This is a genomic window from Azospirillum himalayense, from assembly GCF_042657465.1.
In the GTDB taxonomy this organism is placed as follows: Bacteria; Pseudomonadota; Alphaproteobacteria; order Azospirillales; family Azospirillaceae; genus Azospirillum; species Azospirillum himalayense.
The window spans coordinates 36,979-52,944 of sequence record NZ_JBHSLC010000041.1 but is presented as its reverse complement, the minus strand read 5'-3'; the positions used below and the strand labels follow the sequence as shown (position 1 = coordinate 52,944).

Here is a 15,966-nt window from a genome sequence, read left to right as displayed (position 1 = left end):
ATCCCTAGGGAGAAATCTGACCGTGACGAGCCTGTTCCCGCGCCGCGCCGTGCTCGGCGCCCTGTTCGCCGCCGCCCTGTCCAGCCTTCTGCCGGGCGCCGCCCGCGCCGCCGACAAAGTGACGGAGATCCGCCTCGACTACGCCTACTACAACCCGGTCAGCCTCGTGCTGAAGGAAAAGGGCTGGCTGGAGGAGGATCTGAAGAAGGACGGGATCGCCGTGCGCTGGGTGCTCAGCCTCGGTTCCAACAAGGCGCTGGAGTTCCTGAACGCCGGCAGCCTGGATTTCGGCTCGACCGCCGGGGCGGCGGCGCTGATCGCGCGGATCAACGGCAATCCCATCAAATCGGTCTACGTCTATTCCAAGCCGGAATGGACCGCCCTGGTCACCGGCCCGAACAGCGCCATCACGAAGGTCGAGGACCTGAAGGGCAAGCGCGTCGCCGTCACCCGCGGCACCGACCCGCATATCTTCCTGGTCCGCACGCTCGCCCGGCACAAGCTGACCGACAAGGACATCAAACTGATCCTGCTGCAGCATCAGGACGGCCGACTGGCACTGGAGAAGGGCGATGTGGACGCCTGGGCGGGGCTCGACCCGCTGATGGCCCAGGCGGAGATCGACAACGGCGCCACGCTGTTCTACCGCAACGCCGCCGCCAACAGCTGGGGCGTGCTGAACGTGCGGGAGGAGTTCGCCAAACAGCAGCCGGAGCTGGTCGCCCGCGTGCTGCGCGCCTATGAGAAGGCCCGCGCCCACGCGCTCGCCAACCCGGCGGAGCTGAAGACGACCATCGCCACCGCCGCCAAGCTGTCGGAGCCGGTGGCCGCGCGCCAGTTGGAGCGCACCGACCTCAGCCACAGCGCCATTGGCGCGGAGCAGGCCGACACCATCCTCCAGGCCGGCCTCGCCCTTCAGGAAAGCGGTGTTGTGGGCGCCGAGGTGGATGTGAAGGGCGCGGTCGCGGCGCTGATCGAGCCATCCTTCTCCAAGGCGCTGACCCAGTAAAGGGGGCGGTTCCGTGGCCGTCATCGAACCGGCGCTGGACCGGCAAGAGTCTGGCGCCGTTTCCCTTCCGGAGGCACCCGGTGCAGCGCCGCGCCGCCGCTGGCTGGACTGGCTGGCCGGCCTGATCGTCCCGCTGGCCCTGGCGCTCGGCTGGGAGGTCGCGGTGGCGCAGGGCTGGGCCAATGGGCGTCTGCTGCCGCCGCCCAGCCGCATCCTGTCCACCCTGTGGAGCCTGTGGCGGTCCGGCGACCTGATCACCCATGTCCTGGCGACGCTGGGCCGGGTCGGGCTGGGCTTCCTGTTCGGGGTGCTGGCGGGGACGGTGCTGGGGGCGCTCACCGGCTATCTGAGCTGGGCGCGCCGCCTGCTCGACCCCACCCTGCAGGCGCTGCGCTCCATCCCGTCGATCGCCTGGGTGCCGCTGTTCATCCTGTGGTTCGGCATCTTCGAGACCTCGAAGGTCATCCTGATCGCGGTCGGAGTCTTCTTCCCCATCTATCTGGCCCTGTCCGGCGCCATCCTGGACGTGGACCGCAAGCTGGTGGAGGTCGGGCGCATCTTCCGCCTGTCGGGGCCGGCGCTGGTGTGGCGCATCCTGCTGCCGGCGACCCTGCCCGCCTATGCGCTGGCGCTGCGCGCCGGGCTGGGGCTCGGCTGGATGTTCGTGGTGGCGGCGGAGTTCATGGGGGCCAGCGAGGGGCTGGGCTTCCTGCTGACCGACGGGCAGATGACCGGCCAGCCGGCGACCATCCTCGCCTCCATCGTCGCCTTCGCGGTGCTGGGCAAGCTGACCGACGGGCTGCTGGCCGCCCTGTCCCGCCCGCTCCTGCGCTGGCAGGATTCCTTCAAGCCGGAAGGGTGAACCGATGCTGCGCATCGACGGATTGAGCAAGCGCTACCCCAACGGCCATTTGGCGCTGGAGGGAATCGGGCTGGAGGTGGCGCCGGGGGAAATCCTCGGCGTCGTCGGCGGCTCCGGCTGCGGCAAGAGCACGCTGCTGCGCCTGATCGCCGGGCTGGAGGCGCCGACCGCCGGGAAGGTCGTGCTGAACGGCCGGCCGGTCCGCGGCCCGCGCGACGAGATCGGTTTCGTCTTCCAGGAACCGCGGCTGATGCCCTGGCTGCGCATCCGCGACAACGTCGCCTTCGGCATCCGCCACCTGCCGAAGGCGGAGCGCGAGGCCCGCACGGTGCAGGCGCTGGCGCGCGTCGGCCTCGCCGACTTCGCCGGGGCATGGCCGCGCGAACTGTCCGGCGGCATGGCCCAGCGCGCGGCGCTGGCCCGCGCGCTGGTCGGGCGGCCCTCGGTCCTGCTGCTCGACGAGCCCTTCTCGGCGCTGGACGCGCTCACCCGCTACGACCTGCAGGACCATCTGCTGAGCCTGTGGGCCTACGACCGCCCGACGCTGATCCTGGTCACCCACGACATCGAGGAGGCGCTTGTCCTGGCCGACCGCGTCGTGGTGATGCTGCCTCGTCCGGGCCGCGTGCTGACCATCGCGACACCGCCGCTGCCGCGCCCGCGCGATCGCGCCGACCCGCTGTTCGAGGTTTGGAAGCACCGGCTGCTCGCCGACCTCAGCCGGGCGTTCCGCCATCGCATCAGCGGCGAGGAGGCGTTCCCCGCCGCCGCCATCTGACCGCGTTTCCGAATCAACCGATCAACGTGCCCACGTCAGCCTCCGCCCCTCGCCGGCATCGAACAGATGGGTGGAGGCGGCCGGCAGGCGCAGCGGCAGGACGTCGCCGGGCCGCGCGGCCACGCGCTCACGGAAGACACCAACGAAGGGTTGCCCGGCAAGCTGCCCCACCACCTGCGTTTCGGAACCGGTCGGCTCGACCACCGCGACGTGAAGCGGGACGCCCTCTTCCGGGTCGATGTGGGCGTGCTCCGGGCGCAGACCCAACACCGCCGGGCGCCCGTCCGCCTCCGGCGGAACCGCGGACAGCGGCAGGTCCGGCCCGCCGTCCAGCCGGAAGGAGGCCCGGCCGTTCACCGCGATCCGCCCCGTAAGGAAATTCATGGCTGGTGACCCGATGAAACCGGCGACGAAGCGGTTGTCCGGGCGGTCGTAGAGGTCCAGTGGCGCCCCCGCCTGCTCCACCCGCCCGTCGCGCATCACGACGATGCGGTCGGCCATGGTCATCGCCTCGATCTGGTCGTGGGTGACGTAGATGGCGCTGGTCCGCAGGCGCTGGTGAAGGGCCTTGATCTCCGCCCGCATCTGCACGCGCAGCTTGGCGTCCAGATTGGACAGCGGCTCGTCGAACAGGAAGAGCCGGGGATCGCGCACGATGGCCCGCCCCATGGCGACGCGCTGCCGCTGTCCACCCGACAGCTGGCCGGGCCGGCGATCGAGCAGCGCCGACAGCCCCAGCACCTCCGCCGCGCGCGCCACCCGGGCGGCGATCTCCACCCGGTCCACGCCCTTCAGGGTCAGCGCGAAGCCGAGATTCTGCGCCACCGTCATGTGCGGGTAAAGCGCGTAGTTCTGGAACACCATCGCAATGTCCCGGTCCTTCGGCGGCACGTCGTTGACGAGGCGTCCGCCGATGCGGATCTCGCCCTCCCCGGCCTCCTCCAGCCCGGCGATCATGCGCAGCAGCGTGGACTTGCCGCAGCCGCTCGGCCCGACCAGCGCCACGAATTCCCCGTCGGCGATGTCGATCGACACGCCGTGGAGCACCGGCGTGCCGCCGTAGGACTTGCGGAGGTCCCGGATGGTCACGGACGCCATGGCGGTTTCCTCCCTCAATCCTTCAGGCCGCCCGCGGTCAGCCCGCGGACGAGATATTTGCGGACCAGCAGCGTGAAAGCCAGCACCGGCAGCATCACCAGCGTGCCGGCGGCGGCGATCTTGCCCCATTCCCAACCCTCGTACTGGAGGAAGTTGGTGATGGCGACCGGAGCAGTGACGGCGTTGGTGCGTGTCAAAATCAGCGCGAAGAAGAAGTCGTTCCAGGAAAAGATGAAGCAGAACACCGCCGTCGCCGCCAGGCCGGGCGCCGCCAGCGGCAGCGTAACCCGCCGGAAGGCCTGCCACACCCCGCAGCCGTCGATCCAGGCGGCCTCCTCCAGCGAGCGGGGAATGGCCGCGAAGAAGGTCTGCATGAACCAGACGACGATGGAGATGTTGAAGGTCATGTGGATCAGCGCCAGCCCCACGACCGAATCCTGCAAACCCACCCAGCGGTAGGCCAGGAAGAAGGGAATCGTCAGGGCGATGGGCGGAGCCATGCGCGTGGCCAGAATCCACAGCGCCACCCGCCGCCGCGCCCGGAAACGCCAGCGGGTCAGCACATAGGCCGCCGGCACGCCCAAGGCCAGCGACGCCGCGGTGGACAGGCTGCTGACCAGGACGCTGTTCAGGAAGGATTTCGGGAAATGCCCCTGCCAGAGCGCCATGAAATTCTCCAGCGTCGGCAGGAAGAGGACCGCGTCGCCCAGCACCGCGTCGGCGGGGCGCAACGCCATCTGGACCATCCAGGCGAAGGGGAACAGAACCAGCAGCAGCAGCGCCAGCGCCGCCGCGTGCAGGCCGATGCGGTGCCGCCGCCAGCGCAGCGGCCGCACCCGTCCGGGCCATGCCGCGATCCGGGGGGGATGGGAAGGCGCGGCGGCCCGCGTCGCGTCAGTCATGATGCACCTCGTTCCATCCCAGGCGGCCCACCAGCCAGCTCACCACGAAGACGCCGCCCAGCATCAGGACGGCAATGGCGCTGGCGTAGCCCCAGTAGGAGAAGTTGAACGCCTCGATGAAGCCGTAATAGTTGGTGACCTCCGTCGCGGTGCCCGGCCCGCCGTTGGTCAGGACGTAGATCAGCGGAAAGGCCTTCAGGCTGTCGATCAGCCGGAACAGGCCGCAGACGACCAGCGCCGGGCGCAGGTAGGCCAGGGTGATGTGGCGGAACACCTGCCAGCGGGTCGCCCCGTCGATGCGCGCCGCCTCCAGCGGCTCGTCCGGGATCAGTTGCAGCGTCGCCAGCACCATCAGCATGGTGAAGGGGAACCACTGCCACGTCTCCGCCACCGCGATGGCCCAGATCGCCAGGCCCGGATCAGTGATCAGGGAGTCGACCGGCAGCCCCACCTCCTCCAGCAGCCGGTGCAGCGGGCTGACGTCCGGCGTGTAGAGGATCTTCCAGATCAGGGCGACGACGATGGGCGGCAGCACCATGGGAACCAGGAAGGCGGTGCGGATCGCCTCGAAGAAGCGGGCGCGGACGTTCAGCAGCAGGGCCACTCCCAGCCCCACCGCCAGTTGCAGCCCGACGCTGGTCGCCGACAGATGCAACTGCAGCAGGACCGAATTGTGGAACCGCCCGTCCCGCAGCAGTTCCCGGTAGTTGCCGAGCGGGTCGGAGAAGTCGAACACCGTGCTGGGGTTCACGAGGCTCAGCGGGGTCAGACTGACCCCGAGCAGGAACAGCCCCGGCAGCAGTGTGATGACTCCCAGCACGACCAGTGCCGGCAGCAACCCCGCCAGATAGGCGCGGCGGCGGCTGCGCTCCCAGCCGTCCAACCGGCGGTCCGCCTTCGGCCGCGCCGGATTCAGAAAAGCCATGGCCGTGCCCTCTCCCGCATCCCGCCCGTCAGATGGCGACGCCGGCGCGCCGCAGGTCGGTGATCGACCCGGCCTGCGCCTGCTCGATGGCCTGCTTCGGCGACAGCTGGCCGGAGACGATGTTGGCGATGGCCTTGTTCAACTGCTGGTCCACCTGCGGATAGACCGGCACCGTGCGGTACTTCATGTGCCCCTGCCGGGCCGCCAGATCGACGGCGGAGGCGATGATCTCCGACAGGTCGTAGCCGTTCACCGTGGCGATCCGCTTGAACTCCGCGGATTCGAAGTCCGAGCGGCGGGTGGGCGAGGCGTAGCGCTCCTCCACGATGGCGCGGCGGGTGTTCTTCTTGGACAGCGCCCATTGGATGAAGGCCCAGGCAGCGTCCTTGTTCTTCGAGGCCGCCGGAATGCCCAGCCCGTGGGTGGCGACGCCGGGGAAGCGTCCGGCGGGGCCGCGCACCACCGGGCTGTAGGCGACGGTCGAGGCCGTCTTGCTGTTCGGACCGCCGACCTGCGACAGGTAGGTCTGCCCGATCGCCGAATAGTTGGCGCGCCCGTTCTGCAACGCCTGGAGCGCTTGGTCCTCCGTGTAGGACAGCACGCCGTTGGGGCCGAATTCCTTCAGAATGCGCGCGAAATATTCCGCGGCGGCGACGACGTCCGGAGTGTCGAGCACCGGCGTCAGGTCGTCCGGCGGGTTGCGGAAGACGTTGCCGCCGAAGGCCTGGAGGAACGGCACGAAGGTCCAGCCGTAATGGTTGTCGGTGACGAACCCCGCCACCTTCTCCTTCCCGTGCACGGCCTTCAGCGCGGTGATCAGCTCATCCGTCGTGTTGGGCAGGCCGAGCCCGGCGTTCTTGAACAGGTCGAAGCGCGAGGCCCCGGAGATGAAGGTGTCCACGGTCCAGGGAATGCCGTAGAGCCGCCCGGCCTTGTCGCTTTCCGGCGCCCGCAGGCCCGGCAGGAAATCCTCCACGTCCCAATCGGCGGGCGTGCGGTTCGCATCGCGGATATAGTCGTCGAGCGGCGTGAACCAGCCGGCTCCGATCCATCGGCTGGAATAGATGAAGGTGATGTTCAGCACGTCGTAGGCGGCACCACCGGTCGACAGTTCCAGGTCCGCGCGCTGGTTGTAGACCGGAAAGGCCGGCGTGTCGTAGACGACCTTGGCGCCCGTCGTCTCCTCGAACTCCGGCAGCCATTTGGTCAGAATGCGGGCAAAGGGCGCGTTGAAGGTGGAGACATTGAGCGTCACTCCGGCAAAAGGCCTGGCCCCGCCGTAGGCCGGCGCCTTGCCCGGAAGCAGCAGGCCGCCACCGAGCGCCGCAGCCCCCGTCAGCAGGCGGCGGCGGGAAAATTCATGCGTCAGGGCCATGGGGATGCTCCGTATCGAAGGCTGACTGAAGGATGGCTGCGGGACCCGGCGCCGCTCCGAAGCCCCGGCACTGGGATCGTTTCACGAAGCGGTCATTCAGCGGCGATGGCGGGAGAGGTGGACTGCGGCGGCGTGACCGAGCGCAGGAAGCTCCGCCGGCCGTCCACGGCGACCGGCGGCTCCCCGGCCACGGTGACGCGGCGGACGATGCGCGGCTGCTCGTCGTAATCGTCCACGGCCCGGTGCTGGGTCGCCCGGTTGTCCCAGACGGCGACGTCCCCGGCGGACCAGCGCCAGCGCACCACATTCTCCGGGCGGACGACATGGTTCTGGAACAACTCCAGCAGCAGGCGGGAGTCGGTGCTGGGCAGCCCGACGATCCGCTGCACGAAATGGCCGAGGATCAGTGACCGCTCCCCGGTTTCCGCATGGACATGAACCAGCGGGTGCTCCGTCTCGTAGCGGGTGGAGGTGAAGACGGTCTGGTAGCGGTGCAAACCCTGTTCCGACGCGCTCTGGCGGTCGCCGACATAATCATAGACATTGGAGTGCAGCGCCCACAGCCGGTCCGCCAGATCGCGCAGGGCCGGCGACAGCTCGGCATAGGCGGTGGCCGTGTTGGCCCACAGCGTGTCGCCGCCGCGTTCCGGCGCGGTGACGCTGCGCAGAATGGAAATGGCGGGATAGCCGGGAACGAAGGTCACGTCGGTGTGCCAGGAACTGGCGCGCTCGCCCCGGCTGCCGTCCACATCCAGGATGTTGGCGGTTCCCGCCAGCGACGGCACCGTCGGGTGAGGCACGAGGCTGCCGAACAAGCGGCCGAACGCCTCCTGCCCGGCCTCATCCAGATGAGTCTGCCCGCGAAAGAACAGGACCTTATGGCGGCCCAGGGCCTGCCGGATGGTCCGCAGAACCTCCGGCTGAAGGTCACCGGACAGCCGGACGCCGTGGACCTCCGCCCCGATGCGGCCCGCGACGGGACGAATGTCGAGACGGGCGGTGGAGGCGCCAGTGGCATCGGCGGATACGAACTGGGTCATTGTTTCATCCCTTCTTGAGATTCCGGCCGCCGCGTTCTTGTCTTCGCGTCCTGGCCGTTTTCCTTGCTCCGCATTTGCGCGGCGGATGTCCCGGCAGAGCCATGGGCGAACGAGCGGGCAAGGCGCTGCCTTCCGTCACCGCCGCCTGGGCGCTCCGGGGATGTCGTTGAAAACGATGCGGCGGTCAGCCGCGCCGACAGCCGTTCAGGCCGCCACTTGCGCCCGCGTAACGGAAAGAGGCCCGAGGGCGGAGGCGGTACAGGGATCAGCAACGGCTGGCATGTGCGGTCACTCCATTGAGGACCCACGACCTGGATCGTGGCGCTTTAGCGGTTGATGACGCGGCGCAAGCTGCGATTCAAATTGCCGCGGGCGGATGATGAGAACCGACCTTATAAGTCTACTTATCAAATATTCTATGAGTCAACATCTTGATGAGAAAATATGTAAAAAAATTATTTTACCTATAATTTCATGTTATATTAGGTTGCGCCAACTTGCTGCCGTGCGTCGGAGCCGCTTCACGGGTTCAGGTGACGGCGCACCGCCTGGGCGGCGTGGAGCACGGCGCGGCCCGCAAGATCGACCTGACGGGTCATGGTGGCAAAGGAATGAGGAAGCCCGTCATAAACGGCGAGCCGGTGCGGAACCCCCGCTTCGGCGAGCCGCTCCGCGAGACGGAGGGTGTCGTCGCGCAGGCAATCGAGATCCGCCGCCAGAAGATACAGAGGCGGCAGACCATGCAGATCGGCCAAAAGCGGCGAGGCTCGGGGATCGTCGGGCGTGGCGGTGCTGCCGAGATACTGCTGCCAATACCAACGCATCCGCGCCGTGGTCAGCCCGTACCGCCCGTCGCCGAACCGGCGGTGCGACGCGGTGTCGAAATCATGGGCGAACATGCCGTAGAACAGCAGCCCGAAGGTCACGCGCGGCTCCTCCGGAGCACGGGCGACGAGTGCGAGACCAAGCGCGAGGTTGGCCCCGGCGGAATCGCCGCCCACGGCGATCCGCTCCGGGTCGATCCCATGTGTCTCGCCCTCTGCGGCGACCCAGCGCAAGGCGGCAAGCGCCTCGTCATGCTGGTGTGGGAAGCGTCGCTCCGGTGCCAAGCTGTAGCGCACCGCGCAGACCACGGCGCCACTGTGAACAGCGAGCAGCCGCAACAGCCGGTCGTGGGTATCCACGCTGTTCACGACGAAACCGCCACCGTGGAAATAGATCAAGACGGGCAACCGCTCCGCCTCGCCCCCCATCGGGCGGTAAAGCCGCAACGGCGGACAGCCGGCGGAAGCGGGGGTGATCTCCATAACAGCCGCCGGTGGCGGAGTGGGTCCGTTCAAAAAGGCGTGATAGCGTTCCGCCGCGGCGCGGGCTTGAGCGAGAGGGAAATTCAAAGGATCGGCAGGGGCAGCACCCAGGCGGACCGCCGCCTCGTTCATGGCAATCACGTGCGGGTCCAGGCGTTCCGCCGCGGGAAGCAAGATCGTGTCCGGCATGACATCCTCCTTCTCAACCGAAGCGCTGGCAAACCACCGCGCGGACCGGGAGCAGTGCCGGCCCGGCGGAGACGCCTCCGGCTACCGGGCGGGAACCAACACTGGGCAGCATGATAGATGCCAAAACTCTTGTATGTAAATAGGTTTTCTATTAACAAATGACAGCGCATCAAAGTCATTTACGCGAGATTGTCCGTCACGCTCCGGCAGACGAGAGTCAGCGCGGCGTTGGCGCATTGGATGCGCAACTCGGGCACCGCGGTCATCTCCCAGAAGGGCGCGCGGCCGACCGGCCAGAGGGCGAGCGCGATTAGCACGTCCAACACCGTTCCGGGCATTGTCTGGGGATGGACCAAGCTTTTGAAGGGCCGCGTCTCCAGATGGGTGGTGGGCAGCAGCCCGCGACGCGACAGCGCCAGGATCGGACCACGGTGCCCCTGGCTCTCCAGGGACAGCACCACATCGACCATCGAAACGGATCATCAACGCCTCCAAGTTGGACGATCAGGGCTTCCTGCTCAGGAGCATGCTTCTGGACTTCGCCTTCTGGGAGAAGCCGCTGTTCGTCATGCAGGAAAACATCATCGCCTATTACGATGACGCGCTGATCGGGACGGCGAAGGAGACGCAGGAGGCCAGCCGGTTGCGGCTGCCTTACCCCGGAGGCCGAATCGCCCGATGAGAACGGTGACGCCGCCGAACGAACCATCGGCCTGCCCGTGATCGTCCCGGTCCCCGGACGCCAGGAACTGCAGTGGCCCGCCGACAAGGCGCCGCTCGTCGCCACCGCGGTCACGCTCGATTTGGTGCGCCTCGACGGGCCCAGCCCATGGCGCCTGGGTCCTTTCGGAAACGCTTTCGGCTGCAAGAGAACTTTGCGCGAAAGGCTATGAAAAGTCGGCATAAATTCCATTAGAGGTAGGGAAAATTCTTATGTGGGAGCGACATCGGCGATGCGCCGGCCCTGCTTCATGGCGGCCTTGCGCAGCGCGTTGTATGCCGCCTCCGGGAAATCCGAGCGGGTAACCGACATTACGGATGCTTCAACACAGTTGAGATGGTGACGGGCTCCGCGTCGTTCAGCGCCTGACGCATCGCCCGCTCGTCGGTGAAACGACCGCGCAGGAACCGTCCCTCGCAGACCACCTCGACATGGTCGGCAGTGAAGGGCCAGGGATCGGCAACCAGTTCCGCCGGATCGCCAGACGGTGAGCGGAGGCGGATCTCCGTCCGGGCCTCGCCGATGGTCGGGACATTGGGAATGCACGCTTCGCCGGTGAGACCCCATCCGATTTGCAACGACATGCGGTCCACAGCGGCGACAAGCAATCGGTTGCGCTCGATCGCTTGCGGGGAGAGAGCTGGGGTGTAACGCGGGTTGCCCGACAGCGCCTCGATGCAGGCGCGTTGGAAGCGGTGCTGGTCGTCCAGGAAGCGGCGAACCATCGCGGCATCCTCCGGCGACGCCTTGGCGAAATCGAAAAAGCTGCCGTAGATCGTATCGGCGTGCAGCGAGACGAGGAGAGCCGGATAGCGCCCGAACGCGAGCGCGCGGCGCACACCGTTCGTCCAAAGGCTGGTATGAGTGGCCGCGCCGAGTTCCTGGAAGCTGTGCGGGCGGGCGGTCTGGGGGTTCAGCGTCGGTTCGCCTTCCCAGGACAGCCAGCCGATGTCGTGCAGTTCCGCCCCGAGGCAGACCTCCTCGTAGGGCACGGGCGGAGCGAAGATCCCATTGCCCCAGGCGCGGAGCAACTGGCCCGACAGCCAGGCATGGCTCGGCTGCGGGATGGCGATCACATCTTTGCCGACATCGCGAAACAGCATGGTCATTCCTCCAACTCTTGGTTGGGCCCGGAGCCGGCGACCTGCGCCCTGTAAACGGATGCTGCCGGGGATCGTCTCTTTGGATGCAGGCGTTCCGGTCGGCCGAATGGATGGAACGCTCGTCCCGCTTACCCGATGACCCCAAATCGGTCATGGACTTTTCCGCGTTCCCCCTGGCTTGGTTCAAAAAGCCCCTGCTGCCCGGACGGCATGAGGCGCACCTTCAACCCCCGCGCGAAAGCCCGGCTTTGGGTCAAGCCGGGTTCATCGGTTCGGCAGGCTGGACGGCAGCGTCCTCGGGTTCCGCTGGCGCGGTGGGGACGGGCTCCTCATCGTCCTCCTCCGGAGGGCGGCCAAGGCAGGACCCATCAGGGCGGGCGAATGGTGACAAGGTCCGGGGTGCGGGCCGGTGAGACTTCATGATGCCTCCTCTCCTCATGCCAGAACACGGCCCAAGCGGCCTCGTCACGGGGAAATGCTGAAAACCTAAATGTTGTCAGGCGTCTTGGGATACCAAATGTTGAGGGACGTGCGCATGCGGACCGAGACGACCTTTGGCTTGGCCGGATGAAGCGCGGCCCAATCCGGCACCGCTGATTTCGCGCGTTTACCGCACGCAGTTGCCGACGATCTGGTAACAGAGGGTGGCGTCGCGGTTCTGGTTGTAGCGGACCTCGACGATGCGGTCCTCACGAAGCACGACCGTGGCCTCGCACCGGTAGGTCCGGACATAGGTCGTCACGTCGGGCTCCCAGAGGAGCGGTCCCCGCGGTCCCAGCCATGGATTGGGCTCCCAATCGACATCGCGGTCGATGAGGGTCTGTTGCCGGGTGTAGACCATGAACTCAGCGTCGCCGGCGGTGGTCATGCGCTCCGGTACGCCGGCGCACGCCATGAGATCCCCCTTGCTCATGCCGACCATGGCCGTTGGCGCGCGCAACGCCAGCTCCGCCTGCGGGTTGGCGCAGGACCCCGCCAGGACGGCAACGGCCGTCAGAAATCCGCGACGCCGCACCGTCGTCGTCCGCCCTTCGGCAATGGCCATGGCTGCTCCTGATGGTTGGATGTGTGAATCCACGCCCTGAACAGGAAACAACGGACCGCGCGCGATGGATGTGCGCGACAAGCATTGACCGACCGGAGCCGTTCCTCGCGCGTCATCCGCACCGTGTGGTCAGGGCGCCTCAGTGTTCGCCGACAGCCATCGCCCCCCGTGTTCAGCTGCTTTGCCCCGGCGACTGGGTTCGAAGGAAGGCACGAATTGGAGCGGTAAGCCGTCATCGGCGAAGGATGGCGCTACTCCCAGACATCCGGAGTGTCGTGGCCGATCTCCCGGAAGCGCTTCTTCGACCGGCCACCGCGAGGACGCGGTGCGGCCCGCGCGCCGGCGGGATCAGCCGCCACCCGGCCCCAATGCTCTCGGACGGCCAAATAGCGTGGGGAGAGCGCCACCAACGCCGCGTCCAAGGCGCCGTAACGCCACAACCGATCGTCGGCCTGCCGCACCGCCAGGGGATTGGGCGCGATGATCCCATCGCGGTCCAGCCGGAGCAGCCGCTGCGCCGCCTCGGCTTCGCGGCCGGCGCCGAACTCGTCGGCGAGAACCGTCAGGGCCAACGCCGGGGACAGGCTTCGCCCGTGTTCACAGTGGATGGCCAGCGTGGCATCGGGTTGGCCGGCGCGGATCGCCCGCGCGAAATCGATCACGGTGGTGATCTGCTCGTCCGTTGGCCCGCGCTGCGCCCCCAGCCGCGGCACGCCGATGTCGTCGGAGCGCAGGACCAGCATGGCACCCACATCGCCCAGGACAGCCTGCGCCATCGCGGTGTCGAGGGTTTCGAACGATCCGCGATCGCAATGCATCCGCACCGAGATCACGGCATCGGCGCCTTCCGCGGCCCCGTCCTCGATTTCGGCACGCGACCACACGAACACCTTCATCGCCATATTTCGCTCCACTCCGCACGCGCCCGCGGTTCCCATTCTCCAGCTGTCGGCTGACCCCTTCGAGAACCTGGAGGAGGCAGCGCACCAGGAGAGCGACGATACGGCACTGGCCGGATGTTCTCAATGCGTTCGCATTCCCGCCCATCGCCGCTGGAATCCGCCTTGGATCCCCTCTCACCGGCAACGCGTTCGCGTCCCATATGACGTGGACAGGATTGCCCGCCGTCGGCGTGCATCCGGAACGCAGAACGGGAGGCGGCCATGCCGGAACACCGCAGCGTCAGCCGCCGCACCCTGATGGCGGGCATGGCCACGCTGAGCACCACAGTCCTGCTCTCCAGGCCGGCCCGCCCTGCGACCCTCGTCCCGACGCCCGGCCAGACGGAAGGCCCCTTCTACCCGACCAGCCTGCCCGCGGACATCGACCACGACCTCGTCCGGGTTCACGGGGCCGCCGCCCAGGCACTGGGCACCGTCGCCCACATCGGAGGGCGGATCCTCGACCGCGCCGGGCGGCCGGTCTCCGGCGCGGTGGTCGAAATCTGGCAGTGCGACGCCCAGGGGATCTACCGGCATCCGCGGGCACCCGGTCACGACCGGTTCGACGGAAACTTCCAGGGCTATGGGCGGGTGGCGGTCGCCTCGGACGGAGTCTACCGGTTCCGGACGATCAAGCCGGTGCCCTATCCCGGCCGCACGCCGCACATCCATTACGCGGTGATCGTGCCCGGCACCGGGCGGTTCGTGACGCAGATGTACGTCGAGGGAGAACCGCTGAACGCCCGCGACGGCCTGCTGAACGCCATCCGCGACCCGCAGGCGCGCCGCAGCGTGATCATTCCGTTGACCACGGCGGTCGACCTCGAGGCGGGCGCCGTCCAGGGCACCTTCGACATCGTCCTCGACCTCTGACCCTCCGTGGAGGATCGGTCTCCGCTCTCCACACCGGCGAGCGGTCCGATCCACCAAGCCGACCCCACGTCAGAGTACGTGCTCGCTCGGCAGATGCGGCGGTTCGGCAACCAGCGCGGGGCGCGGCACGGGCACATGCATCGGGGCGGGCCGTGTCGAGGCCTGCCACCGGTCGAGGAATGTCCCGAGATGGGGTCGGTTGGCGCGCTCGCGCACGAGGCACTCAACCAAGCTGTCGACGCTGGCGTTGTGCCCAGCCGGGTCGGTCCGTCCGGTCAGCAGCGCCCAGCGGACATAGGCGGCGTAGAGGGTCAGCACGTCCGACTCGCAGCAGGCCTGCACCTTCTCCAACTCGCCGCGCGCCATCATGTCGGCCACCTCGCGGCCGTGGCCGCCGATCTTGCCGGGCAGGCCGATCAGGTCGGCGATGTCCTGCAGGCCGATGCGCGGTGAGGCGCCGTAGTCGGCGACCTGCTCCATGAGGTCGCAGTTGAAGTCGGGCTGGTAGCGCTGGGTGTAGCCGTTCCATCTGTCGCCGGTTTGGAACCACGCCGGCACCGGCACGCCGTAGACCATCGCGCGCAGGCGCAGCACCGGCAGGTCGAAGCCGCGCCCGTTCCAAGTGACCACGCGCGGCAGCGTCCGGGCGAAGTGCTTCCAGAAGCCGCGGATCAGCCGCTCCTCGTCGTAGTCAAGGTCGCCGCCGGAGCGGCACTCGGTGACGCGGTAGCGCTCCGCCCCGGAGGACCGGTCAATGGCCGCTTCGACGAAGCTGATCGCCACGATCTGGTGGCAGTGCGGCGGCGGAAACTTCTCCGCCGGCCAGTCCGTCGGAAGGATCTGGCGGTCCGGCATCGTCTCGATGTCGAGGCAGAGCAGCGTGTCGTGGTGCATGGGGCCTCCGGGGTGCGGCGGCGCCATGCTCCCCAAACGCCTGGGAAAGCACAACGGAGAAATGACCATTCCGCGGCGCTGCAGGAACACAGCCGCATGGACGGCGCAAGGCTTCGTCCACGTGGCCATCGCCATCGATACCTTCGCCCGCCGGATCGTCGGCCGGCGGTCCAAGTGCCAGCGCGGGCCGGGCTTCGGCCGGAGCCGCCACAGGTTGTCGGTGATGGCCGGGCCAAGCTTCACGACCCAGCGCCGCGCCGTCTCGTAGACACGTTCACGCCGCGCTTCGCCAGCAGTTCCTCAACATCCCGGTGGCTCAACGTGAACCGCAGATACAGCCAGATCGCATGCTGGATGATCGCGGGCGGGAATTGGTGGCGGGCATACGAGAAGAGCGACATCCTGCGGGGTTACCGTCACGACCGACGGGCCGCCACGGTTGATGTGACGATGCCGTCGTCATCGAAATCAGTTTCCGGAAGGCGCGAGAATTTCCATTCGCATCACCCTCACACCACCGTCGGCGAGTTCCGGCAGCTTGGTGAACCAATCCTGCACGTAGGGCATCGCGTTATGGGCTTCGAAATCGACTTTGTTGGCAAAAATCTCGTAGAAGATGAAATGGCCGGGAGCCTCCCGGTCTTCCTGGAGGAAGTAGACGAGGTTCTTCGGATCGCCGCGGACGAGATCGATCAGGGACAGCGTCGCGGCACGCAGTTCCTTCTCCTTGCCCGGCTTCGCCCGGACTTCGGCGACGATCGAGTAGGCTCCGGCGGGGATTTGCGCATAGCCCTTTCCCGGCCCATCCTGAGCGACCGCCGGGGCGGCGCTCCAATGGCACGCAAGTCCGGCAAGCAGCATGGCTGCCGTGCACAGCCGTTTGATTCCGGTCATTCCGTTTCTC

17 protein-coding genes and 1 pseudogene are annotated in these 15,966 nt (G+C 67.6%); 5 read left to right on the top strand and 13 right to left on the bottom strand.

Annotated features, from left to right (window positions below):
* Positions 1–22 precede the first annotated feature (22 nt).
* Genes ACFPMG_RS19745 through ACFPMG_RS19735 form a run of 3 tightly spaced genes read left to right on the top strand, consistent with a single transcriptional unit; the run spans position 23 to position 2,649 of the window.
* Positions 23–1,009, top strand: coding sequence for an aliphatic sulfonate ABC transporter substrate-binding protein (locus tag ACFPMG_RS19745; RefSeq protein ID WP_376996791.1), 987 nt, complete (start codon positions 23–25; stop codon positions 1,007–1,009).
* 13 nt (positions 1,010–1,022) lie between these two features.
* Complete coding sequence (locus tag ACFPMG_RS19740; RefSeq protein ID WP_376996789.1) at positions 1,023–1,871, top strand: ABC transporter permease; 849 nt, start codon at positions 1,023–1,025, stop codon at positions 1,869–1,871.
* Positions 1,872–1,875: 4 nt separating this feature from the next.
* A complete protein-coding gene (locus ACFPMG_RS19735) occupies positions 1,876–2,649 on the top strand; it encodes an ABC transporter ATP-binding protein (RefSeq protein WP_376996788.1) in 774 nt (257 codons plus the stop codon).
* 21 nt (positions 2,650–2,670) lie between these two features.
* On the opposite strand, the gene ACFPMG_RS19730 is transcribed toward ACFPMG_RS19735, so the two are convergent.
* From ACFPMG_RS19730 to ACFPMG_RS19700, 7 genes are all read right to left on the bottom strand, one after another.
* Positions 2,671–3,747: an ABC transporter ATP-binding protein gene (locus ACFPMG_RS19730; RefSeq protein WP_376996787.1), complete on the bottom strand. Its 1,077-nt coding sequence runs from the start codon at positions 3,745–3,747 to the stop codon at positions 2,671–2,673.
* A gap of 14 nt (positions 3,748–3,761) precedes the next feature.
* A complete protein-coding gene (locus ACFPMG_RS19725; RefSeq protein ID WP_237906851.1) occupies positions 3,762–4,649 on the bottom strand; it encodes a carbohydrate ABC transporter permease in 888 nt (295 codons plus the stop codon).
* Entirely contained in the window at positions 4,642–5,574 is a 933-nt protein-coding gene (locus tag ACFPMG_RS19720) for a carbohydrate ABC transporter permease (RefSeq protein ID WP_376996785.1), read from the bottom strand. The genes ACFPMG_RS19725 and ACFPMG_RS19720 overlap by 8 nt, the downstream gene beginning before the upstream one ends.
* Positions 5,575–5,602: 28 nt before the next feature.
* Positions 5,603–6,949 (bottom strand): ABC transporter substrate-binding protein, encoded by a 1,347-nt coding sequence (locus tag ACFPMG_RS19715; protein ID WP_376996783.1) that lies wholly within the window; start codon positions 6,947–6,949, stop codon positions 5,603–5,605.
* Between the two features lie 92 nt (positions 6,950–7,041).
* Entirely contained in the window at positions 7,042–7,989 is a 948-nt protein-coding gene (locus ACFPMG_RS19710) for a TauD/TfdA dioxygenase family protein (protein WP_376996781.1), read from the bottom strand.
* 521 nt (positions 7,990–8,510) lie between these two features.
* On the bottom strand, positions 8,511–9,485 hold the full coding sequence (locus tag ACFPMG_RS19705) for an alpha/beta hydrolase (RefSeq protein ID WP_376996780.1): 975 nt from the start codon (positions 9,483–9,485) through the stop codon (positions 8,511–8,513).
* Between the two features lie 179 nt (positions 9,486–9,664).
* Positions 9,665–9,955, bottom strand: coding sequence for a hypothetical protein (locus tag ACFPMG_RS19700; RefSeq protein WP_376996778.1), 291 nt, complete (start codon positions 9,953–9,955; stop codon positions 9,665–9,667).
* 56 nt (positions 9,956–10,011) lie between these two features.
* On the opposite strand from ACFPMG_RS19700, the gene ACFPMG_RS19695 reads away from it, so the two are divergent.
* A complete protein-coding gene (locus tag ACFPMG_RS19695) occupies positions 10,012–10,167 on the top strand; it encodes a hypothetical protein (protein WP_376996776.1) in 156 nt (51 codons plus the stop codon).
* Between the two features lie 350 nt (positions 10,168–10,517).
* Here ACFPMG_RS19695 and ACFPMG_RS19690 read toward each other — a convergent pair whose 3' ends face one another.
* The 3 genes from ACFPMG_RS19690 to ACFPMG_RS19680 all read right to left on the bottom strand — a co-directional run bounded on the left by ACFPMG_RS19690 (position 10,518) and on the right by ACFPMG_RS19680 (position 13,256).
* Complete coding sequence (locus tag ACFPMG_RS19690; RefSeq protein ID WP_376996775.1) at positions 10,518–11,315, bottom strand: DUF3891 family protein; 798 nt, start codon at positions 11,313–11,315, stop codon at positions 10,518–10,520.
* A gap of 601 nt (positions 11,316–11,916) precedes the next feature.
* Positions 11,917–12,354 carry a hypothetical protein gene (locus ACFPMG_RS19685; RefSeq protein ID WP_376996773.1) on the bottom strand — a complete coding sequence of 146 codons (438 nt, stop codon included), beginning with the start codon at positions 12,352–12,354 and terminating at the stop codon, positions 11,917–11,919.
* Positions 12,355–12,605: 251 nt separating this feature from the next.
* Positions 12,606–13,256 (bottom strand): hypothetical protein, encoded by a 651-nt coding sequence (locus tag ACFPMG_RS19680; protein ID WP_376996771.1) that lies wholly within the window; start codon positions 13,254–13,256, stop codon positions 12,606–12,608.
* Between the two features lie 261 nt (positions 13,257–13,517).
* On the opposite strand from ACFPMG_RS19680, the gene ACFPMG_RS19675 reads away from it, so the two are divergent.
* Positions 13,518–14,168, top strand: coding sequence for a dioxygenase family protein (locus ACFPMG_RS19675; protein WP_376996769.1), 651 nt, complete (start codon positions 13,518–13,520; stop codon positions 14,166–14,168).
* Between the two features lie 69 nt (positions 14,169–14,237).
* On the opposite strand, the gene ACFPMG_RS19670 is transcribed toward ACFPMG_RS19675, so the two are convergent.
* From ACFPMG_RS19670 to ACFPMG_RS19660, 3 genes and pseudogenes are all read right to left on the bottom strand, one after another.
* Positions 14,238–15,062, bottom strand: a complete 825-nt coding sequence (locus tag ACFPMG_RS19670; RefSeq protein WP_376996842.1) for a 3'-5' exonuclease — start codon at positions 15,060–15,062, stop codon at positions 14,238–14,240.
* 168 nt (positions 15,063–15,230) lie between these two features.
* A pseudogene (locus ACFPMG_RS19665) lies at positions 15,231–15,463 on the bottom strand (IS6 family transposase); the annotation flags it as partial.
* Between the two features lie 67 nt (positions 15,464–15,530).
* Positions 15,531–15,956, bottom strand: a complete 426-nt coding sequence (locus tag ACFPMG_RS19660) for a putative quinol monooxygenase (protein ID WP_376996768.1) — start codon at positions 15,954–15,956, stop codon at positions 15,531–15,533.
* Between the last annotated feature and the right edge of the window lie 10 nt (positions 15,957–15,966).